Source organism: Microbacterium album, assembly GCF_014643695.1.
Taxonomy (GTDB): Bacteria; Actinomycetota; Actinomycetes; order Actinomycetales; family Microbacteriaceae; genus Microbacterium; species Microbacterium album.
In genome coordinates, this window is record NZ_BMJY01000004.1 from 51,161 (window position 1) to 71,281 (window position 20,121).

Here is a 20,121-nt window from a genome sequence, read left to right on the forward strand (position 1 = left end):
CCGTATGTGAACGAAGCGCGGGAAGCCACGCCCCTTCTACCCGAGGGGAAGCGGATCCCGCTCGAGGTCTTCCGCCGTGCCGGGCAGATCGAGCTCGAGGGCCGCGTCGAGCAGCTGGGCGGTGTACGGATGCTGCGGATCGGTGAAGATGCGCTCCTTCGGCCCGCGCTCCACGATCTCGCCCGACTTCATCACGTAGACGAAGTCGGCGACCTTCTTCACGACGGGCAGGTCGTGGGTGATGAAGACGTACCCGACCCCCAGTCGCTCCTTGAGGTCGCTCAGCAGCCGGAGCACGCCGGCCTTCACCGAGGCGTCGAGGGCCGACACGGCCTCGTCAGCGACGATGATCTGCGGGTCCAGGACGAGGGCCCGCGCGATCAGCACGCGCTGCCGCTGCCCGCCGCTCAGCTCGTGGGGGAAACGGTCGAGGTAGGACTCCGGCGGGTTGAGCCCGACCTGCTGCAGCGCCTCGATGACTTTGCCGCGCACGGCGGCCCCTCCGGAGGCCACGCCGTGCAGCCGGACGATCTCGCCGATCGCGCGCCCCACGGTCTTGCGGGGGTTGAGCGACCCGGCCGGGTCCTGCAGCACCGCCTGGACGCTGAGGCGGAACTCCTTGCGCTGCGCCCCGTTCATCTCGCTCAGCGCGACCCCGTTGAACTCGACGGCGCCGGACGAGGCCGGGATGAGGTCGAGGAGCATCCGCGCGAGTGTGCTCTTGCCGCTGCCGCTCTCTCCCACGATCGCGATGAACTCCCCCGGACGGGCCGTGAGGCTCGCGTCGCGGACGGCGTGCACCGCGCCCCCGCCCCGCCGGGCGCGGAACGTCTTGCCGGCCGATCGCGCTTCCAGGATCACTGGTCTCCTCCCTGCGCTCGCGCGCCGCCCGCGACGAGCTGATCGAGTTCCCGCCGCAGCGACGGCCGGATCGCCCAGAGCTCGAGGTCCGGGTCGGTGAGGCTGCGCACGCTGCGCAGCAGAGCGCGCGTGTACGGGTGCTCCGGGCGGGACAGCACCTGCTGCGTGGGCCCGGACTCCACGATGCGACCGGCGTACATCACGTAGATCCGGTCGGTCATGCTCGCCACCACCGCGAGGTCGTGCGAGATGAGGATGAGCGATGTCCCCAGCCGGGACACGGTGTCGTCGAGCGTCGCCAGCACGCGCCGCTGCACCGTGGCGTCGAGCGCGGTCGTGGGCTCGTCGGCGACGATCAGCTCCGGCAGCTTGGCGATCGCGATCGCGATGAGCACTCGCTGCCGCATGCCGCCGCTGAGCTCGTGCGGGAACCTCCCGGCGACGGCGCGCGCGTCGCTCAGCCCGGCGAGATCCAGGAACTTCAGCATCTCTTCGTCGCCCGTGCCGCGGCGCTCGGGCGGCACGGACTCGCGCACCTGCTCGCCGATCTTCATGACGGGGTTGAGGTACGTCAGCGGGTCCTGGAAGATCATGCCGACCCGGCGGGCGCGCACCGCATCCCACGCCCGGTCCGGCGCCCCCACCATCTCGGTCCCCGAGAAGCGGATCGAGCCGCTCACGCGCACCCGGGGCGACGTCGGCAGCAGGCCCGCCACCGCGCGGCCGGTGACCGACTTCCCGGACCCCGACTCGCCCACGATGCCGACCCGCTCGCCGCGTTCGACGCGCAGGTCCACGGAGTTCACCGCCTGCACCGCCGTGCGGACGCCGGTGGGCAGGCTCACGGCGAGATCGCGCACCTCCAGGAGGGGGACGGCGGTCTCCTCGGCTTCGGCAGTCATCACTTGACCTTTCCGATCGACGGGTTCAGCGCGTCGTTGAGGGAGTCGCCGAGCATGTTGACCGCGAGCACCACGATGAAGATGCACAGGCCGGGGAACAGCGCGAGCCACCAGCCCGAGGTCATGTGCTCCTGCGCGGAGTTCAGCAGCGCGCCCCAGCTGGGCCGGTTCGCGTCGCCGATGCCGAGGTAGGCCAGACCCGACTCGACCAGGATCGCGCGCCCGACCGACATGGTCGTGGCGACCAGGACGGGCGGCATCGCGTTGGGCAGGACGTCCGACCACAGGATGCGCAGGCCCCGGAACCCCGCGGCCCGCTGCGACTCCACGTACCCCAGCTGGCTGATGCGCATCGCCTCGGCGCGGACGATCCTCGCCACGCCCGGCCACATCGTGATCGCGAGGATCGCGATGATGATGCCGATGTTCGAGCCGAGCAGCGCGGCCGCGGCGAGCGCGAGCACGATGCCCGGGAGGATCTGGAAGAACTCCGCGACCTTGACCAGCAGCGCGTCCGCGAACCCGCCGTAGAAGCCGGCGAGCCCTCCGAAGACGAGCCCCAGGGTCATGCACAGCAGGGCGACGCTGAAGCCCACCAGCAGCGAGGTCTGCCCGCCGTGGATCACGCGCGCCAGGTAATCGCGTCCGAGCGGGTCGGTGCCGAGCAGGAACTCCGTGCCCGGGGGGACGAGCACGGGGTGCACGGACGCCACGGGGTTGCCGGCGAAGAACGGGCCGACGAACGCGAGCAGCACCATCGCCACCAGGAGCGTGAGGAACACGATCGTGACGGGCTTCCGGAAGAACGCCCGCGCGACCGCTCCCGAGGCGCGGCGGCGCGCGCCCCGCTCGGGCGGCGGTGTGGGGTTGGTCGTGACGATCGGATCCGCCACGGCCGTATCGCGCTGGATCGTCATGAGGCACTCCTCAGAGGTTGGGCGAGCCGCGCCCGCAGCCGCGGGTCGACGATGCCGTAGATGACGTCGGTCAGGATGTTGATGATGAGGATCGCGACGGTGATCACGATGACGATGCCGAGCACGACCACGTTGTTCTGACGCTGGATCGCGTCGAAGAGCAGCAGGCCCATACCCGGCCAGCCGAAGACGCGCTCGACGAGGACGGAGCCGGCGACGACGAAGCCGAGGCTGTAGCCGGTGACGGTCACCATGGGCAGGAGCGCGTTGGGCATCGCGTGGCGCCACAGCACGCGGCGGCTCGACACGCCCTTGGACCGGGCGGTGTCGATGAAGTCCTGGCCGAGCGACTCGATCATCGACGAGCGCATGATGCGCGCCTTGTAGGCGAGCTCGCTCGTGGCCATCGTGAAGACGGGCAGCACGAGGTACTGGATCGCGACCCCCTGCGCCCCGTAGGAGCTCATGCCCTGCGAGGGGAGCCATCCGAGCGACACGGAGAAGACCGTGATGAGCATCATGCCGAGCCAGAAGTTCGGGATCGAGAACAGCGCGACCGAGCCGCCCGAGAGGAAGCCGTCGAGCCAGCGGTTGCGGGTGCGCGCCGCGATGGCCCCGACGAGCACGCCGCCGATCGTGGAGATCACGAAGGACGGGAAGGCGAGGATGAGCGTGTTGCCGATGCGCCCCATGATGAGCTCCAGCACGGGCGTTCCCGTGCCGAAGGAGACGCCGAGGTTGCCCGTGAAGACGTTGCCGACGTAGATCAGGTACCGCTCCCAGAGGGGGCGGTCGAGACCGAACGTCGCGGTCAGCTCGGCACGGTACGCGTCGGTCACGGGGTTCTCGCCCACCAGGGACTGCACGGGGTCGCCGGGGGCGAGCTCGAGCAGTAGGAACAGCACGGTGATCACGATGTACAGCAGCAGGATCGACGAGCCGAGCAGCTTGCCGTAGTGAACCAGCGCCTTCATCGGCGGTCACCGCTGCGGCGGCACGGGGGCCGCGTCTGCGCGCGCCCGGGTTCGGGGGACGGGATCGTCGTCATCGAGGAGGCCTCCACCAGCGTTGGTGTTTAAATGCGATACCTCTCTGTATCACATTGGTTAGCACTATACGGTCGGACGAGGGCTGCGCCAACCCCGAGTTCATCGCTCGGGGCAACGCCCCCTCACCGTTTGCGTATCCATAGAATACGGCTTGTGTTTATATTGATACGCTCTTACGCTCGAAGCACGGTAACGACGCCGAGGAATGTGAGGCCTCATCATGACCGACACGCAGATCAGCCCCGTCAGCGCCGCGTGGCCGCGGCTCGAGCGCACCGCGCCGAGCGACCAGCGCAGCTTCCGCGACGCCCTCGGCCGCTATCCCACGGGCGTGGTCCTGGTGTCCGCGATGACGGATGACGGCCCCGTCGGCATGGCGGTCAACTCCTTCACGTCGGTGTCGCTGGATCCGCCGCTCGTGTCGTTCTGCCCCATGCTCACCAGCACGACATGGGCGAAGATCCGTCCCGTCGGCGGGTTCGCGATCTCGACGCTGCGCGATTGCCACACGGACGTCTCGCGCCTGTTCTCGCGGCGCGACGTCGACCGCTTCGGGATCGGCGAGTGGCGGCTGAGCCCCGCCGGTCACCCCGTGATCGCCGACGCGCTGGGCTGGATCGACGCCACGGTGGAGTGGATGACGGACGCGGGCGACCACGAGCTCGTCGTCGCCCGCGCGACCGCGTGGTCGGAGTCGGGCGACGGCGACCCCCTCGTCTTCTACCGCGGCGGCTACCACCGCCTGGCGGTCGAGGGCGGCCCCGACGCCCCCCTCCCCTGACCCGCGCCCCTCTGCTCGCCGAGCGAGCGAACCACCTCTGCTCGCCGAGCTAGCGGAGCACCTTCTGCTCGTTGAGCGAGCGAAGCGAGTCGAAACGCCTCCCGTCCGGACCGGCGCCTCAACCCCGCTAGCCTTGGTCCGTGCGTCTGGGCGTCCTCGACATCGGCTCCAATACCGTGCATCTGCTCGTGGCGGACGCGCATCCGGGCGGGAGGCCCCTCGCGGCGTCGAGCCACCGCACGGTCCTGCGGCTCATGCGCTACCTCACACCCGACGGCGCGATCTCCGAGGACGGCGTCGCCGCGCTCGTCGAGGCCGTGGTGCACGCGCGAGATCTCGCCGAGCGCGAGAACGTGGAGGAGCTGCTCGCGACGGCGACCTCGGCGGTGCGCGAGGCCACCAACGGCCCCGAGGTGATCGACCGGATCGAGGAGGCGCTGGGCGCGTCGCTGCAGGTGCTCGGAGGCGAGACGGAGGCCCGCTTCACGTTCCTCGCGGTGCGGCGCTGGTTCGGCTGGTCGGCGGGACGCATCCTGCTGTTCGACATCGGCGGCGGCTCGCTCGAGGTCGCCGCCGGCGACGAGGAGCTGCCGGACTACGCCGTGTCGGTGCCGCTGGGGGCGGGCCGGATGACGCTCGAGTACCTCATGGAGGATCCGCCCGGGGAGGCGGCGGTCGCGGCGCTGCGTGCGCACGCGGCCGAGGCCCTCGATCCGATCCGCGCGGCGCTCAAGGGCACGCCGCGACCGGATCACGTCGTCGGATCGTCCAAGACGATCCGCTCGCTCGCGAAGCTCGCGGGCTTCCCGCGGCCGGGCTGGTCGGGCACACCCCGGATGGTGCTGCCGCGGCAGGCCCTGGGGCAGTGGATCCCGCGGCTGGCACGCATCCCCGCGGCGGTGCGGAAGGAGCTTCCCGGGATCACGCCCGAGCGCACGGTGCAGATCACCGCGGGGGCGGTCGTGCTGCACGAGACGATGAAGGCGATGAACGTCGCGGAGCTCGAGGTGTCGCCCTGGGCGCTGCGGGAGGGCGTCATGCTGCGCTACATCGAGGACCTCGGCTGGGGCTGAGCGCCCGCGGGCGGCGACTACAGCACGCCGCCCCGCCGGTCGAGCGCGATGCGCGCCATCTCCTTCGCCTCCTCGTGGTACTGCTGGATCGCCCGCACGGCGCCGGCCAGGTCGCCGGCGTGCAGGGCGACCGTGAGGTCGTCGAGGTGGCGAGGGGTGAGCACGCGTTCCCAGCCGATCTCCGCCCACACCGACCGCCACACCCACGCGATGCTGAGCCGCTGGTACGACTCGATCAGCTGGCTGGATCCGGACAGCTCCACCAGCGCGGCGTGATACGCCGTGTGCAGGGAGAGGAACTCGGCCGGGTCGGGCACCGGCGCACGGCGCAGCGCGTCCATGCGCACCACGATCGCCTCGAGCTGCGCGAGCACGCCCTCCGGCACGCGGCCGACGTGGTTGGCGACGACGCCGATCTCGATGCTGGCGCGCGCCTCGTACAGGTTCTCGATGAGGTCGAGGTGGAGCGGCGCCGGCTCGAACCCGCCGTCGGCGCGGCGCTCGACGAGCGACTCGGTGGTGAGCTTGATCAGCGCGTTGTGCACGTCGTCGGGCCGGGCGTCGAACGTCGCCGCGAGCGCGGCGACGTCGAGCTCTCCGCCGAGCGGCACCTCGCGCTGCAGCACGAAGCGGCGCACCTGGTCGTACGTGTTGTGCTCGCGCAGCCGCTCCCACCGACCGAAGGATCCGCGGTAGTAGGTGAGCGGGCGGCCCCCGCTTTCGGTGGACGCGCGGACCGTGCCGAGGAAGCCGGTGTGGGTGCCGGCGGTGGTCGTCTCCGTCACCTCGCACGCCAGCGACGAGAGGGCGCCGTCGAGGAGCGGCACGCCGGTGCGCTCGCAGAGCCGGTAGGACACGCCCGCGAACTTGTCGCCCTTGCCGGCGAACTGGCGCGCGATCCAGGCCTGCTCCTCCGCGAGCACGTTGATCGCGAACACGCCGGACGTGAGGATCACGTCGCGCGTGGAGCTGGACAGGTTCATGCAGGCGAGCATCATGGCCGGCTCGTCCGAGAACGGGATCACGGCCGCGACGGTCGAGCCGTAGACGCGCCCGTCGAGGGCCGTGGTGATGACCGTGACGCCGCTGGTGAGCTGCGCGGCCGCGCTGCGGAACGCCGCCGCTCCGGTCACGCCCGGGGTCGCGGCGGCCGTGGCAGAGGTCGAGTCGACGCCGCTCATAGCCCGACGAACACCGACTTCAGCTCGGTGAACGCCTCGACGCCCACGCGGCCCTGCTCCCGGCCCCAGCCCGACTGCTTGTAGCCGCCGAACGGCATCGCGTAGTCGATGCCGACGGGCGTGTTCACCCGCACGGTGCCGGCACGCAGGCGCCGCGCGAGCCGGTGGGCGCGGCTGATGTCGCGCGTCCAGATCGAGGCCGACAGGCCGTAGTCGGTGTCGTTGCCCCGCGCGGCGAGCGCGTCGAGGTCGTCGTCGTCGAACGGCACGGCGCACAGCACGGGACCGAAGATCTCCTCGCGCACGATCCGCATGTCCGGCGCGGTGCGGGTGAAGACGGTCGGCTGCACGAAGTAGCCGGGCCGGTCCACGGCGCCCCCTCCGACGACCAGCTCGGCCCCCTCGTCACGGCCGCTGTCGACGTAGTCGAGCACGCGCTCGCGCTGGGGCCCGGAGATCAGCGGGCCGATCTGAGTGCCCTCGTCCAGGCCGTCGCCGACCACGAGCGAGCTCGCCCGGGCCGCGATCCCCTCCACGACACGATCGAACACGTCGCGGTGCACGTAGAGGCGCGAGCCGGCCGCGCACACCTGGCCGGTGTGGTTGAAGATGCTCTGCGCGGCGGCGGGCGTGGCCCGATCGAGGTCGGCGTCGGCGAACACGAACGTCGGCGACTTCCCGCCCAGCTCCAGCGTCACGCGCTTGAGGTTGCCGGTCGCGGCCTGGATGATGCGCTTGCCCGTGGCGGTGGATCCGGTGAACGAGATCTTGTCGACACCCGGATGCTCGATGAGCCGCTGGCCGGCCTCGGCGCCGGTTCCCGTGAGGAGGTTGATCACGCCCGCGGGGAAGCCGACCTCTTCGACGAGCTGCATCAGCCGCACGGCGCTCAGCGAGGTGAGCTCGGCGGGCTTGAGCACGGCCGTGCAGCCCACGGCGAGCGCGGGGGCGAGCTTGTTGACGGCCATCAGCAGGGGGTTGTTCCACGGCACGATGAGGCCGACCACGCCGACCGGCTCGCGCAGCGTGTAGGCAAGCCACTCCCCCGGCAGCGAGGGCGAGGCGGTCTCGCCGCCGAGCTTGGTCGCCCAGCCGGCGTTGTAGCGCAGGCTCTCGGCCGCGCCGCGCACGCCCATGTGGCGCGCGCTGGTGCGGAGCATGCCGCTGTCGAGGCTCTCGAGCGCGGCGAGCTCGTCGCCGTTCGCCTCGATCGCGTCGGCCAGCCGCAGCATCAGCCGCGCGCGGTCGGCGGGCGGGGAGCCGGGCCAGGGGCCGTCGTCGAACGCCCGCCGGGCGGCGGCGACCGCGAGGTCGACGTCGTCGGCGCCGGCCGCGGCGATCTCCGTCAGCACGGCGCCGGTGGCGGGGTTCTCGGTGGTCAGCGTCGCGCCGGCGCGCGGTGCGGTCCACCGGCCGTCGATGTACAGCCGGTGGGGGCCGCGCAGGAACTCCTCGGCGCGCGCGAGCCCGGGCACGTCCGCGGCCTCGGGCGAGGCGGCGTGTCCCGCGCCGCTCACTGCCGCGTCCCGGGCGAGTGCAGCGGGCGCTCGGCCGCGTCGACGCCCGTGTTGCCGATCGACACGTCGGTCCACATGCGCACCCGCAGCAGCGAGATCCGCCACTGGCCGTCGCGCTGCGTGTAGTCGGCGTGCCAGGTGCCGACGCGGAAGGACGACCCCATGGGCCAGTACGTGCGGTGGAACTCGTGCCGCAGCACGCACACGTAGGCGCTCAGCCGGATCTCGGCGGGGCCGCGCCGCTCGAACGCGAACGTGTTGATCTGGTGCTGGTGCCCCCAGGTCTGCGTGGAGCGGCCCTCGAAGTCGCGGATGAACGTGCGGATGCCCTCGTGGCCCTCGAAGCGGCCGGGGGATCCGTCCCGCTTCGGGTGCTCCAGCGCGCCGTCCGGCCAGAACCGGCCGAGGTACTCCTCCAGGTTGCCCGAGTCGAAGGCCCACGCGTAGCGGGCGACCTGGTCCTGAATGCGCAGCCGGTCCTCGACCGAGACCTCGTCGAAGTCGGAAAAAGCGGGGTATCCCTCGGGAGTCATGTCTCCTCCGTTCTGGTGGCGGGTCGTTCGGGGGCGGCGGCCATGACCTCGGATCGGATCACCGGGAAGTGGCACGCGACCTGGTGCTCGGTCTCTCGCCCGGCCGCATCGCGCATGCCGATGCTGGTCAGCGGCGGCTCCTGCTCGGCGCACAGGCTCGTCGCGCGCGGGCAGCGGGTGCGGAAGCGGCAGCCGGACGGCGGGTTCAGCGGCGAGGGGATCTCGCCCCGCAGCTCCAGGCCGCTCTCCTCCCGGGCGCGGGCGCCGAGGGCCGGGGCGGAGTCGAGCAGGATGTTCGTGTACGGGTGGGCGGCGTTGCGGTACACCGACTCGGCGTCGCCGATCTCCACGATCCGCCCGAGGTACATGACCGCGATGCGGTCGCTGATGCTGTGCACGACGGCGAGGTCGTGGGAGATGAACAGCAGCGACAGGTCGTAGACCTTGCGCGCCTCCTCCAGCAGGTTCAGGATCTGCGCCTGGATGGACACGTCCAGCGACGCGACGGGCTCGTCGCAGATGAGCATGTCGGGGTTGAGCACGATCGCGCGCGCGATCGCGATGCGCTGGCACTGCCCTCCCGAGAACTCGCGGGGGCGGCGGTTGCCGTTCGCGATGTCGAGCCCGACCTGCCGCATCGCGGCCTCGACGCGCTCGCGCCGCTCCTTCTTGGGGACCCCCGCGATGTCGAGGCCCTCGGCGATGATGTCCTTCACCTTGCGGCGCGGGTTCAGCGCCGAGATCGGGTCCTGGAAGATGATCTGCAGCTTGCGGCGGATGCGGCGCAGGTGGGATCCGGACGCCTTGGTGAGGTCGGTGCCGTCGTAGATCACCGAGCCGGACGTGGGCGGCGGCAGCTGCATGATGGCGCGCCCGGTCGTCGACTTGCCGCAGCCGGACTCGCCCACGAGGGCGAGCACCTCGCCGCGGCGCACCTCGAAGCTGATGTTCGACACGGCGTGGACGTCGCCGGCCGAGGTGGGGAAGACGCACTCGAGGTTCTCGACGCGCAGCAGGACGTCCTCGTCCCGGTCCGGGGCGGACACGCCGCCCTGCTCGTGCGCGGGGGTGATCACGGTCACAGCACCGCCTCCTTGCTCGTGGACATCGTGCCCGGGGACACGACCGGGTCGTCGCGCCGGTCCTCCGCGGTGGACGGGTTGTAGCACGCGAACCGGTGCCGCTCGTCCTCCGCCGGGGTCATCGGGGGCACGGCCGTGGTGCACGCGTCGACGCTGAACCGGCACCGCGGCGCGAACGCGCACCCGGGCGGCAGGGCCGCGAGGTTGGGAGGTGTGCCTTCGATCGTCTCGAGCACGCTGTGCTTGGGCCGGTCGAAGCGCGGGATCGCGCGCAGCAGGGCGCCCGTGTAGCGGTGACGGTGCTCGGCGAACAGGCGGTCGGTGGGGGCGTGCTCGACGATGCGTCCGGCGTACATCACGGCGACCTCGTCGCAGCGGTCGGAGACGACGCCGAGGTCGTGGCTGACGAGGATCATGGCCATGTGCCGCTCGCGCTGGATCTCCTGCAGCAGGTCCAGGATCTGCTGCTGCACCGTCACGTCGAGCGCGGTCGTCGCCTCGTCGGCGATGAGGAGGTCGGGCTCGCACGCCAGGGCCATGGCGATCGTCACGCGCTGGCGCATGCCGCCGGAGAACTCGTGCGGGTAGCTGCGGTGCCGCTTCCCGGGCTCCGGGATGCCGACGAGCTCGAGCAGCTCGATCGCCCGCCGGCGCGCCTGCTGCCGGGTCAGGCCGAGGTGCTTCTCGGCGGCCTCGCCGACCTGCCGGCCGATGCGCACGACCGGGTTGAGGGAGGTCATCGGATCCTGGAAGACCATGCCGATGCGGCGGCCCCAGATCTGCCGCGCCTCCGTCTTCGGCAGCGTCAGCAGGTCCTGCCCGTCGAAGCGCGCCGTGCCCTCGAGGACGGCCTGGGGCGGGGTGATGCCCATCAGCGAGCGCACGAACATCGACTTGCCCGAGCCGGACTCGCCCACCAGGCCCAGGGTCTGCCCCCGGTCGAGCGTGACGTTGACGCCGGAGAGCACCTTGACGTCGCCGCGGGGCGTCGGGATCGTGCACCTCAGGTCGCGCACGTCCAGCAGCACGTCGCTCCTCACTTCGCTCACAGCTTTGCCTCCCCGACGTCCACGTAGCCGCGCAGGCGGTCGCCGATGGTGTTGGACGAGAACACGGTCAGGAACATCACCACGCAGGGCACGAGCACCAGGCCGGGGTAGCTGCCGAGGCGGTCCTTGCCCTCGGCGATCAGCCCGCCCCAGCTGGGGTGCGGCGGCGCGATGCCGAACCCGAGGAAGCTCAGCGAGCCCTCGGCGATGATCGCGATCGCGATCGAGACCGCCACGAGGGACACGAGCGGCACGAGCGTGTTGGGCAGCAGCTCGCGGATCAGGATGCGCGGCAGCCGCGCCCCCATCGCCTTGGCGGCCGTGACGTATTCGCGGTTCACCTGGGCCATGGCGTTCGCCTTGACGAGCCGGATGAACGCGGGCGTCGCGACGGTGCCGAGCGCCAGGGAGAGGCTCAGCGTGGAGGCCGGCAGCACCGCGACGAGCGCGAGCAGCAGGACCAGGCCGGGGAAGGCCAGCACGCTGGCCGAGATGATGTCGATGATCCGCTCGGCCGCGCCGCGCAGGTAGGCGGCGAGCAGGCCGAGGATCAGGCCCAGGATCAACGCGATCAGCGTGGCCGTGAACGCGACGGTGAGCGACACGCGAGCCCCGTAGATCACGCGCGAGAGCGTGCTGCGCCCCAGCATGTCGGTGCCGAGGATCTCGGGCCACGAGCCGATGGGCTGGAGGCGCTCGCCGGACGTGTCGGCGAAGTCGCGGATCGGCAGGATCGGCGCGAGGACCGCCAGCAGCGCGATCAGCGCCATCCAGGACACGGCGAACCAGAACACGACGTTGCGCGATCCGCGCCGGGCGCGGGGCCGCTTCGGCGGCGTGCGGTCGGCGGTGAGGGTGGGCGTGGCGGATACCTGCTCAGCGACGCTCATGGGTCACCTCAGCTTCACTCTCGGGTCGACCACGGAGTAGAGCACGTCCACGGTCGCGTTGATGAGCACGTAGAAGATGGCGATCAGCGCGACGGCCGCCTGGATCACCGGGATGTCGAGGGTGGTCACGGAGTTGACCAGCAGCTGGCCGAGGCCCGGGACCGCGAAGAAGGTCTCGACGATGACGGTTCCGCCCAGCAGGCGTCCGACCGACAGGCCGACCATCGCCATCAGCGAGAACAGCGACGGCCGCAGGGCGTGCCGCAGCAGGAGGTAGCCGCGGCCGAGGCCCTTGGCGCGCGCCGCGAGGATGTAGTCCTCGCGGAGCGTGGTGGCCAGGTCGCCGCGCAGGATCCGGTAGAAGAAGCCGGTCTCCAGCAGCGACATCGTGATCACGGGGAGGGCCATGAAGTGCAGGTTCGGCCCCAGCCCGTCCCGCAGCGGCCGGTAGCCGGCCACCGGGGCCCAGCCCAGCACGATCGCGAAGATGTACACGAGCACAACCGCCGCGACGAACGACGGGACCGACATCGATCCGCTCGACAGGGCGGTCATGACCCGGTCGAACCACCCGCCCTCCTTCACGGAGGCGAGGAGGGCGAGCACGATCGCGAGCAGCACGGACAGCACGAGGGCCATCACGGTCAGCTGGATCGTCACGGGCAGGCGAGCGGCGATCTCGCTGATCACCGGCCGCGAGGTGACGAGGGAGTTGCCGAAGTCTCCGACAACCGCCCCCGACACCCAGGCCGCGTAGCGCTCGTAGAACGGACGGTCGAAACCGTACTCTGCGTTGATCCGGGCGACCTGTTCGGGCGTGGCGCCGAGGCCAAGGATCGTCACCGCCGGGTCTCCGGGGAGCAGATCGATGAGCACGGTGGTCGCCAGCGTCACGAGCAGCAGCACGGGCACGAGGTAGAACAGCTTCCCCGCGATCGCACGTGTGAGCAGCATTGCGGTGTTCCCTGGGTGTCGAGGGTCGGTTGTCGGTTATCGGGTGTCAGCCGGTCAGGGCGTCACTGCTCGAGGTAGAGCTCCTGGTAGAGCAGCGAGCCCTCCTCGTACGGCTGGATCCCGGCCAGGCGCGGAATGTGCGCGATGATCAGGTTCGAGTTGCCGTAGGGGAAGAAGGGCATGTCCTCGAGGAACAGCTCGTGCACCTGGGCGAGCGCCTCGCGCTGACCCTCGACATCCGGCTCGGCCAGCACGGCGTCCAGCAGGGCGTCCATCTCGGCCGAGCTGTAGCGGGAGTGGTTGGACACGCCGCCCGTGCGCAGCAGCTGGTCGATGCCCGGCGCCGGCGAGTTGACGAACATGTTGCCGGGGCGGAACGTGAGGTCGAAGTCGCCGCGGAAGGCCACCTGCTCCTCGTAGTTGGGCAGCGGGATGATGTCGAGGTTGACCGTGACGTTGTCGAACTCGGTCATCTTCGCCTGCAGCAGCTCGGCGGCACGCGTGCCGCCGGCGCCGCCCGCGACCAGGCTGAACTCAACCGGCTTGCCCTCGGCGGCGAGCTCGTCGAACAGGCGCTGCGCCTCGTCGATGTCCTGCCCGGGGATGGTGAGCGACTCGTCGTAGTAGGGCGAGTTGGGGGCGAACAGGTTGGTCACGTGGGCCGAGTCGGCGCCCGGCTCCTGCGTGAAGGCGAGCTCCTCGGCGTCCAGCGCCAGGGCGAGCGCGTGGCGGGCACGGGGGTCGTCGAACGGCGCGCGCGTGGTGTTGAAGAACATCATGCGACCGCCGCCGACCTGGATGTCGGGGATCGTGAGGTCGGCGCTGGCGAGGATCTCGCGCGCCTCCATCGAGTTGCCGATGAACAAGTCGGCGCCGCCGGTGGCGACCGTGTCGAACTGCTGCTGGCGGTCTGCGACCACGCGGAGGGTCACCTTGTCGAGGTAGGGCTTGCCCTCCTCCCAGTACCCGTCGTTGCGGGTGTAGACGTAGTGCGAGCCGGAGACGGCCTCGGTGAGGTCGAACGGACCGGCGCCGACCGGGTCGGTCGTGAACACGTCGGGGTTGCCCTCGATCGCCGTGGGCGACGCGATGAACGTCAGCTGCGCCGCGACCACGCGGTCGAGCAGGAAGTTCGGCTTCTCGGTGTGCAGTTCCAGGGTGAGCGGGTCGACGACGGTCGACTCGAAGCTGCGGGCCGCGGCGCCGTTGACCGCCGCCGTCTCCTCGTCGGCCAGGCGGTCCCAGTTGAACTTGACGGCCTCGGCGTCGTAGGGGGTGCCATCGGTGAACTCGACGCCCTCGCGGAGCTTGAGCGTCCACACCGTGCCGTCGTCGTTCACGGTCATCGACTCGGCGATTCCGGGCGAGACCTCGCCGGTCTCGGTGTCGGCCCACAGCAGCTGGCCGTAGACCAGGCTGAGCGCCGAGACGCCGAGGGTCGGGTTCATGTTCGGCAGGCGCGCCGGATCGAACGACGAGATGTCGACGCTCGTGATCTGCGAGATCTCGCCGCCGGCCACCGGGCCGCCGTTGCCGCCGTTGGGCTCGGGCGCGGTGTCGCCGCCGGTGTCCCCGCCGCCGCAGGCGGTCAGGACGAGCGCGAGCGCGACTGCGCCGGCTGCGGGGGCCCAGAGCCGACGCCGCTGCGCGCGTGCGCCAGCGACGGAAGCGCGGAGTCTGTGAGATGACATCGTTGTCTCCTTGACCAGTAGGAAGGTGTGCTGTGTGACTCGCGGGCGGTCTCCAGGGGCATGACGCGCGAGCCCCCCAGCACGCAGGTCGTTCCTCGGCGAACACCCGTCAGTGAACGCTCGCGGGTGAGCGGCCACTCCCATCTGATCCCCGACGCTCGCCTGGGTGAGGCGCCGCGGGGATGCTGCTGTTCCGTTCACGCGAGGCGGCGACTGTGCCGTCTCGCGCATCACCAACGGTGACGGACGGCGTCAAACTTGTCAAGTGGTGAACGGTATCTGGGGGTGTCGTAATCGATTCTTTACCGTCTTCGCGCTGGTTGCCCCCGATATTCCGCGCCAGTGTCGTTTACTGTTTGACAAGTTTCAACCGCTACCGGATCGCCCCCGCGGCCTCGCCGGCCGGGCGACGAGACGGCGCGTCCCGGGGGCGGCGGGTGCTAGCCTCACCGCGGTGGGCCCGCGGCGATGGCGCGCGGAGCGACCGCCGGATCGAGGAGGAGGACGACCGATGCCGGAGGAGAGCGTCGGCGAGGCGGTGCCGGAGGAGGTCGCCGGGAACGGGCTGCGCCCCCCGTTCCATTCGCTCGTGGCACGAGTCGCGGACAAGGCGGCCGAGGGCGGCGAGGACGACGTCGTGCCGCGCCTGAGCATGATGATGCGCAAGCTCAGCCAGCTGATGAGCGACGACGCGACGCAGCGGGTCTACCGGCCGCGCGGCTGGTCGCACGCCGGGTACAGGATCTGCGTGTCGCTGTGGGTGATGGGCCCCATGCCGTCGCACCAGGTCACGGCGATGACGAACATGGGCCGCGCGACGGTGTCCGCAGCCCTCAAGCGCATCTGCGACATCGGGCTCGTCACGAAGGAGCCGCTGGAGCAGGATGGGCGCTCGGTCATGGTGCGCCTGACGCCACTGGGCGAGCAGGCGATCCGCGAGAGCTACGCGGCGCACCTCGCGATCGAGCACGAGTGGTTCGACATGCTCACCGACGTGGAGAAGCTCGTGCTGCTGATGCTGCTCGAGAAGCTCATGACGGGCCGCAACGGATACTGACGATCGGGCGCACGCTCAGGCCGCGTGGGCGCCGGCGACCCGGCCGCGGGTCACGGAGCCGTCGGACTGACGGCGGCGCGATCGGTGCTGGCGGCGGGCATCTCGAGCGCCAGCATCACCGTTCCGGCGATCAGGGTGGCGAAGATGGCGAGCACCAGATGGCTCCAGCGGAGCGATCTGCGGACACGACGAAGCAGGGGGCGCTTTCCCATGGCGGGCTCCAGGGTTTGCGTGCGGGGGGCGAGGTCGGGGAAACCTCATCGGGCAGCAAAATGCTACCGAATTCCCGCCACGAGAAACGCAATATGCCGGAATCCTTTTCGGGGTGACGCCGAGAGGGTGGGGGCCGCACGGTCCGCTAATAGCAGCCCCCACCCCATTTCCGAGGCCCGGCCCCGCGAAAGGAAGAACGCGATGCCGGAGGCGTTTCTCCGAGCCTGTGGGGTTCGGGCAACCACCGACCTTCACACTACCCAAGCCCGCGCCGCGCGACCTCTGCGTCACCCAGGATTTCACCCCGACCACAGGGATATAACGGACGCTCAATGCGCCTTGGTAGCCGAGCGCAAGCCCTCGCACTTTGGTTGGCGACCGAGCCGCAGCCCCCTCACGCTGGTTGAGCGACCGAGCGCAGCGAGAGAGTCGAAACCCCAACCCCCACTGCGCGATCCCACCGCCTACAGCGCCAGTCGCTCCCGCACAACGTCCGCAAGCTGCTCCGCGTGGCGCCGCGCAGACTCCTCGTCCGCAGCCTCGACCATGACGCGCACGAGCGGCTCGGTTCCGGACGCGCGCAGCAGCACGCGACCTGTGGCGCCGAGCTCGCCCTCCACCTCCCGCACCGCCTCCTGCACACCGCCGTCCGACACGCGCTCCCGATCGACGTCCCTGACGTTGATGAGCACCTGCGGATACACCATCATGATCTCGGCCAACTCGGCGAGAGTTTTCCCGGTACGCGCCATCTCCGACATCAGGTGCAGCCCCGTCAGCAGCCCGTCGCCCGTCATACCGAAGTCACTCATGATCACGTGACCCGACTGCTCACCACCAAGCGAGTACCCGCGAAGCGGAAGCGCGGCTTACTCTCATGGCGAAGGAGCACGCCGCCTGTCGAGATTAACTATGTGCGTTCGATAGTGAGAAATTCCTGGGGCTGGACCGACAGGCTCCGCTAGTCTCCTCGTGAGTAGCGCCAGACCCCCATTGGCGCAGAATGGCAGCGGGAGCCCGACCCATGAACATGCCGACGAGCGCAACACGACCATCGCGGAGCCAATCCCGCCAGCAGCTGCGTGCTGGGCGAATATGGTTAGCGGCCTTCCTCGCTGTGCAGATCGCGGTCCCATCCGCGATGCTCGCCGCCCGGTGGGTTAACGAGGGGAGCCGCCCCGTGGACGAATACCCACTGTCCTGGCAGATGTACTCTGCGGTGGACCGAGGCGACTATAGGGGCACGACGCATGGAGGCGAAGAGGTCCCTATGACCGTCGATCACCTCCCGGCCATCACCCGAGCGATCAACTATGGCGAAACCGTGCCACGCCTGCTCTGCGATGAGCACGACGACATCGAGAGTATCGTCCGGAACGTCCCGGGCGGCGAGCCGGAGATCGTCGTATGCTGACCATCTTCAGGGCCTTCTTCGGCATGTTGTGCATGCTGAAGACGCTGGACATCGCTCTCCGCGCCGACGATCTCATCGGGATGCTCCCCGCACTCGCTGCATCACTCATCTGGTTCGCAGCCGCTGTGGCGCTCACTCTCGGGTGCCGGTACCGGATCGCCGCTGCTGTCATCCTCGCAATCTCGGTCATCCTCCCGATCGTGACCGCGTTCCAGTGGTACAACCAGCATCTGTACCTCATTGCGTCGATCTGCCTCATTCTCGTGGTGAACGAGTATGTGCCGACTCTGCTTAGAGCGCAGCTCTCGATCGTGTATGGCTTCGCCGCGATCACGAAGCTCAACGAGAGCTTTCTTAGCGGTACGGAGATCTACAATTCAGCCGTCCAGCGGACGTTCTGGACGACCTTCATCAACGTCGACCCGCCGGTTTGGGCGCTCATCGGCGTCAGCGTCTTCGCGATCGTAGTTGAGCTCTTCCTTGCAGTCGCTTTCTGGTTGCCCCGACTCCGATGGGTGGCGCTCCTCATCGGCCTCTGCTTCCAAATCGGGATGCTCGTACTCATGACGGGGGGTGCTTTGTCATTGGTGCGTCTTGCGGTATTCGGGTTCCTGATGATCGCGCTGTACCTCCCGTTCTTCCAGAAGGAGCTGGACACCATGCTCCCGAAGATCCAGCACCGGTGGCCTCTGTTACGCCGGCTGGACAGCCCGTCTGCCGCTGCCTGACCTGTCCCCCATTCGGGCGCTGCCCGGGGCGGCCTTTCCCTTTGGTATAGCGGGAAGGGGCCGCCCCGGGCGTCAGGGCGCAAGCGAGCTGAGCCATCTGGCGATTCGACGAGAACGTGAACGACTCGGTGACATTCGCACCGCCCGGCCATGTGGCGACCATGATCTGCACCGACGTGGAGCCTGTCCTGTTGACACGCAGCACACCGCCAGCGCTCAGAGCACTGGCCGTTCCCCCCGAGCCGGAAGCGACGTGGCAGGCAAGCACGAGCGAAGTGTCCGTGCTGGTCGTGGTCGTCGCCGTCTGCATGGTGGACCCCGAGGGCTCATGCGTCACGGGCGTGCCGAGAGTATCCACGTTGGAGAATGTCATCGCGGCGGCGGCCATCACTACTGCTGTGCTCTTCGTCACGACGACCTCCGCGGTCCCCGCAAGCGGGTCAGGGAGGTGCCACAAGGATCCGACCCGCCCCGATGTCGCCCCGACACCGGACACGATGGTCCTGACGTGCGTGAGCAGCTGCCCACCGTATGTGACGGATGAGGGGATCTCCTCCGCGCCGCCTGCGTTGTTGTGGCCCACGAACACGAATAGCGAATCGTGGGCGGTTGCGGGTGGTGTGCGACCAAGTGAGCGTAGTCGCGGAGGTCGATGCTTCCGACGACGCTCCGCCGAACGTGACGTTCACCTGATCGGTAACCAGGACCTGCTGATCCGCCGCTGCCGTGTCGCCGCGGTTGTCGGTCACCGTGCCCGGGCTCTTCGTAGGTGTGGACGGGGTTGGTGTCCGTTGAACTGTTGCCGTCTCCGAAACCCCAGGCCGACGCCGCGAACGTCCCATCGCTGTCGGTAGACGTGTTCGTGAAGGTCACGGTCAGGGCGTTCGGAGTGGCAGTGAACGACGCCACTGGAGGGATGTTCGGAGCGTCCACCATTGGTGGGACCGGCTCGTCCACAGGCCGGTAGTGCGCGACCATGATCCCGAAGAAGTTGATGTCGCCGTTCGCGTCCGGATAGCCGTTGCCGTACTTCACGACCTCCGTCCACAGCACGTCGATCGACCCGGCGTTGACAGGGCACATCGGCCGCACGAGAGGGCGCGAGGACTCCGCGATCCTCTCCGTCGTGCGCGGCTGAGCCCAGGACGATGCAAGGGTCAGCTTGTCGATGACGTGAACACGCTCCCCGCTCTCGACGAAGTTCCGGCCGATGAACGCCACCTTCTTGCCGGTGTGCCCCGGATCGGGCAGAGCAAACCCCGCAAAGTAGGGTGCATTGCCTACGCCGCCGAACGGCACCCCGGGGTCGATGCCCAGCGGGCGACGCTCCCACGCGACAGGGCCCGTCTGTTCCAGGATCACCAACTCCGCTGCGGTGATCGTCCCCGAAGACGCGGCGAACTCGGTGATCGGGATGTCGATCCCCCCACCCTGCTTTGACGGCTTCCCAAGACGGAACCGCCGTCCAGCCGGTGTGGTGTAGATCACATCTGCGACAGCCGGAACGACGATCGGAGACGATGGAGCGACAAGGGTCCCGATCACCTCCCCCGTGGACGGCTTGATCCACTGCTCTGTCACCCAATCGATAACGAGGTAGCGCAGCACCTGGCTGCCGGGACTCCCCTGCGCGGGGTTGTTGTAGAGGAAGACGTGCGCCTTCATGACTTCGACATCGTTGTAGATCGCGATGTAGCCCTGGGAGGTACCGGAGAAGTCCAAGAGCTGATTCGTCGACCAGATCCCCAGGTGGTGCCCGAGTTCGTGGACCGCACGTACCGCCAGTTCCTCGCTCCCACGCGGGTGAAGAGCAGTGTCACCGACGTTCCCGGCTTGCGGACAAGGGTCGCGTAGGTTGTCGACTGCCCCCCAGGGATCGCGCCGCCAGCCACGACCTCCTCGCCGAGCGCGTCCACCGACCCGTCGCCAGCGACACCGTTCGCCCCAGGGGCCTTCCGCGCGAGCACCGCCGACCCGGTGTCGTGGCCCGAGTACGCCGCAAGTGCAGGCCGGTCGGGATAGATCAGCGCCGATCCCGCGTTGTGGTCGTCCCGCACGTTCAGCGTCTTGACCACATTCCGACGCACCGCGTGCCCCGCCGCATCGAACGTGAGATATACGAACTCGCCGGCGGCCGACGCGCCCTGCGCGAACGTCAAGTCATACTCCTGGTGACACATAGCCGCAGGCTCCGACCACCATGCTGCGAAAGCGTTCGCCGTGCGGATC

At 69.5% G+C, this 20,121-nt stretch carries 19 protein-coding genes and 1 pseudogene; 5 read left to right on the plus strand and 15 right to left on the minus strand.

Annotation, left to right across the window (positions count from 1 at the left end):
• Window positions 1-36: 36 nt before the first annotated feature.
• The 4 genes from IEX37_RS06680 to IEX37_RS06695 are packed head-to-tail and all read right to left on the minus strand — an operon-like array spanning window position 37 to window position 3,654.
• Entirely contained in the window at window positions 37-861 is an 825-nt protein-coding gene (locus IEX37_RS06680; protein WP_188755488.1) for an ABC transporter ATP-binding protein, read from the minus strand.
• The gene (locus IEX37_RS06685) at window positions 858-1,763 is read right to left on the minus strand and encodes an ABC transporter ATP-binding protein (RefSeq protein ID WP_188755489.1); all 906 of its coding nucleotides are present in this window, start codon (window positions 1,761-1,763) and stop codon (window positions 858-860) included. Before IEX37_RS06685 ends, IEX37_RS06680 begins: the two co-directional genes overlap by 4 nt.
• A complete protein-coding gene (locus tag IEX37_RS06690) occupies window positions 1,763-2,680 on the minus strand; it encodes an ABC transporter permease (protein WP_188755490.1) in 918 nt (305 codons plus the stop codon). Before IEX37_RS06690 ends, IEX37_RS06685 begins: the two co-directional genes overlap by 1 nt.
• Entirely contained in the window at window positions 2,677-3,654 is a 978-nt protein-coding gene (locus IEX37_RS06695) for an ABC transporter permease (RefSeq protein ID WP_188755491.1), read from the minus strand. Before IEX37_RS06695 ends, IEX37_RS06690 begins: the two co-directional genes overlap by 4 nt.
• Before the next feature lie 295 nt (window positions 3,655-3,949).
• On the opposite strand from IEX37_RS06695, the gene IEX37_RS06700 reads away from it, so the two are divergent.
• A complete protein-coding gene (locus IEX37_RS06700; RefSeq protein WP_188755492.1) occupies window positions 3,950-4,510 on the plus strand; it encodes a flavin reductase family protein in 561 nt (186 codons plus the stop codon).
• Window positions 4,511-4,650: 140 nt separating this feature from the next.
• A complete protein-coding gene (locus tag IEX37_RS06705) occupies window positions 4,651-5,583 on the plus strand; it encodes a Ppx/GppA phosphatase family protein (protein WP_188755493.1) in 933 nt (310 codons plus the stop codon).
• Window positions 5,584-5,600: 17 nt separating this feature from the next.
• Here IEX37_RS06705 and IEX37_RS06710 read toward each other — a convergent pair whose 3' ends face one another.
• From IEX37_RS06710 to IEX37_RS06745, 8 genes are all read right to left on the minus strand, one after another.
• Complete coding sequence (locus tag IEX37_RS06710) at window positions 5,601-6,764, minus strand: flavin reductase (protein WP_188755494.1); 1,164 nt, start codon at window positions 6,762-6,764, stop codon at window positions 5,601-5,603.
• Complete coding sequence (locus IEX37_RS06715) at window positions 6,761-8,281, minus strand: aldehyde dehydrogenase family protein (protein ID WP_229663122.1); 1,521 nt, start codon at window positions 8,279-8,281, stop codon at window positions 6,761-6,763. Before IEX37_RS06715 ends, IEX37_RS06710 begins: the two co-directional genes overlap by 4 nt.
• The gene (locus tag IEX37_RS06720) at window positions 8,278-8,814 is read right to left on the minus strand and encodes a nuclear transport factor 2 family protein (RefSeq protein WP_188755495.1); all 537 of its coding nucleotides are present in this window, start codon (window positions 8,812-8,814) and stop codon (window positions 8,278-8,280) included. Before IEX37_RS06720 ends, IEX37_RS06715 begins: the two co-directional genes overlap by 4 nt.
• Entirely contained in the window at window positions 8,811-9,896 is a 1,086-nt protein-coding gene (locus tag IEX37_RS06725) for an ABC transporter ATP-binding protein (protein ID WP_229663123.1), read from the minus strand. Before IEX37_RS06725 ends, IEX37_RS06720 begins: the two co-directional genes overlap by 4 nt.
• Window positions 9,893-10,945: an ABC transporter ATP-binding protein gene (locus IEX37_RS06730; RefSeq protein ID WP_188755496.1), complete on the minus strand. Its 1,053-nt coding sequence runs from the start codon at window positions 10,943-10,945 to the stop codon at window positions 9,893-9,895. Before IEX37_RS06730 ends, IEX37_RS06725 begins: the two co-directional genes overlap by 4 nt.
• Window positions 10,942-11,835, minus strand: a complete 894-nt coding sequence (locus IEX37_RS06735; protein ID WP_188755497.1) for an ABC transporter permease — start codon at window positions 11,833-11,835, stop codon at window positions 10,942-10,944. Before IEX37_RS06735 ends, IEX37_RS06730 begins: the two co-directional genes overlap by 4 nt.
• A 3-nt stretch (window positions 11,836-11,838) precedes the next feature.
• Window positions 11,839-12,789: an ABC transporter permease gene (locus IEX37_RS06740; protein ID WP_188755498.1), complete on the minus strand. Its 951-nt coding sequence runs from the start codon at window positions 12,787-12,789 to the stop codon at window positions 11,839-11,841.
• Between the two features lie 62 nt (window positions 12,790-12,851).
• The gene (locus IEX37_RS06745) at window positions 12,852-14,480 is read right to left on the minus strand and encodes an ABC transporter substrate-binding protein (protein ID WP_188755499.1); all 1,629 of its coding nucleotides are present in this window, start codon (window positions 14,478-14,480) and stop codon (window positions 12,852-12,854) included.
• Window positions 14,481-14,991: 511 nt separating this feature from the next.
• Here IEX37_RS06745 and IEX37_RS06750 point away from each other — a divergent pair.
• Complete coding sequence (locus tag IEX37_RS06750; protein WP_188755500.1) at window positions 14,992-15,537, plus strand: MarR family winged helix-turn-helix transcriptional regulator; 546 nt, start codon at window positions 14,992-14,994, stop codon at window positions 15,535-15,537.
• 677 nt (window positions 15,538-16,214) lie between these two features.
• Here IEX37_RS06750 and IEX37_RS06755 read toward each other — a convergent pair.
• Window positions 16,215-16,601, minus strand: a pseudogene (locus IEX37_RS06755) (phosphoglucosamine mutase); the annotation flags it as partial.
• A 419-nt stretch (window positions 16,602-17,020) separates the two neighbouring features.
• Here IEX37_RS06755 and IEX37_RS06760 point away from each other — a divergent pair.
• Window positions 17,021-17,164, plus strand: a complete 144-nt coding sequence (locus IEX37_RS06760; RefSeq protein ID WP_188755502.1) for a hypothetical protein — start codon at window positions 17,021-17,023, stop codon at window positions 17,162-17,164.
• Window positions 17,158-17,892, plus strand: coding sequence for an HTTM domain-containing protein (locus IEX37_RS06765; RefSeq protein ID WP_188755503.1), 735 nt, complete (start codon window positions 17,158-17,160; stop codon window positions 17,890-17,892). The genes IEX37_RS06760 and IEX37_RS06765 overlap by 7 nt, the downstream gene beginning before the upstream one ends.
• A gap of 408 nt (window positions 17,893-18,300) precedes the next feature.
• On the opposite strand, the gene IEX37_RS06770 is transcribed toward IEX37_RS06765, so the two are convergent.
• Both IEX37_RS06770 and IEX37_RS06775 read right to left on the minus strand, forming a co-directional pair.
• The gene (locus IEX37_RS06770; protein ID WP_188755504.1) at window positions 18,301-19,614 is read right to left on the minus strand and encodes a PKD domain-containing protein; all 1,314 of its coding nucleotides are present in this window, start codon (window positions 19,612-19,614) and stop codon (window positions 18,301-18,303) included.
• Entirely contained in the window at window positions 19,554-20,051 is a 498-nt protein-coding gene (locus tag IEX37_RS06775; protein WP_188755505.1) for a hypothetical protein, read from the minus strand. The genes IEX37_RS06770 and IEX37_RS06775 overlap by 61 nt, the downstream gene beginning before the upstream one ends.
• Window positions 20,052-20,121: the final 70 nt, after the last annotated feature.

What these genes read in the sequence shown, in the direction of transcription:
- IEX37_RS06765 (WP_188755503.1), top strand. Translation starts at nt 17,158, where the DNA reads ATGCTGACCATCTTCAGGGCCTTCTTCGGCATGTTGTGCATGCTGAAG.
- IEX37_RS06690 (WP_188755490.1), bottom strand. Translation starts at nt 2,680, where the DNA reads ATGACGATCCAGCGCGATACGGCCGTGGCGGATCCGATCGTCACGACC.
- IEX37_RS06710 (WP_188755494.1), bottom strand. Translation starts at nt 6,764, where the DNA reads ATGAGCGGCGTCGACTCGACCTCTGCCACGGCCGCCGCGACCCCGGGC.
- IEX37_RS06700 (WP_188755492.1), top strand. Translation starts at nt 3,950, where the DNA reads ATGACCGACACGCAGATCAGCCCCGTCAGCGCCGCGTGGCCGCGGCTC.
- IEX37_RS06740 (WP_188755498.1), bottom strand. Translation starts at nt 12,789, where the DNA reads ATGCTGCTCACACGTGCGATCGCGGGGAAGCTGTTCTACCTCGTGCCC.
- IEX37_RS06750 (WP_188755500.1), top strand. Translation starts at nt 14,992, where the DNA reads ATGCCGGAGGAGAGCGTCGGCGAGGCGGTGCCGGAGGAGGTCGCCGGG.
- IEX37_RS06735 (WP_188755497.1), bottom strand. Translation starts at nt 11,835, where the DNA reads ATGAGCGTCGCTGAGCAGGTATCCGCCACGCCCACCCTCACCGCCGAC.
- IEX37_RS06685 (WP_188755489.1), bottom strand. Translation starts at nt 1,763, where the DNA reads ATGACTGCCGAAGCCGAGGAGACCGCCGTCCCCCTCCTGGAGGTGCGC.
- IEX37_RS06720 (WP_188755495.1), bottom strand. Translation starts at nt 8,814, where the DNA reads ATGACTCCCGAGGGATACCCCGCTTTTTCCGACTTCGACGAGGTCTCG.
- IEX37_RS06745 (WP_188755499.1), bottom strand. Translation starts at nt 14,480, where the DNA reads ATGTCATCTCACAGACTCCGCGCTTCCGTCGCTGGCGCACGCGCGCAG.
- IEX37_RS06695 (WP_188755491.1), bottom strand. Translation starts at nt 3,654, where the DNA reads ATGAAGGCGCTGGTTCACTACGGCAAGCTGCTCGGCTCGTCGATCCTG.
- IEX37_RS06760 (WP_188755502.1), top strand. Translation starts at nt 17,021, where the DNA reads ATGACCGTCGATCACCTCCCGGCCATCACCCGAGCGATCAACTATGGC.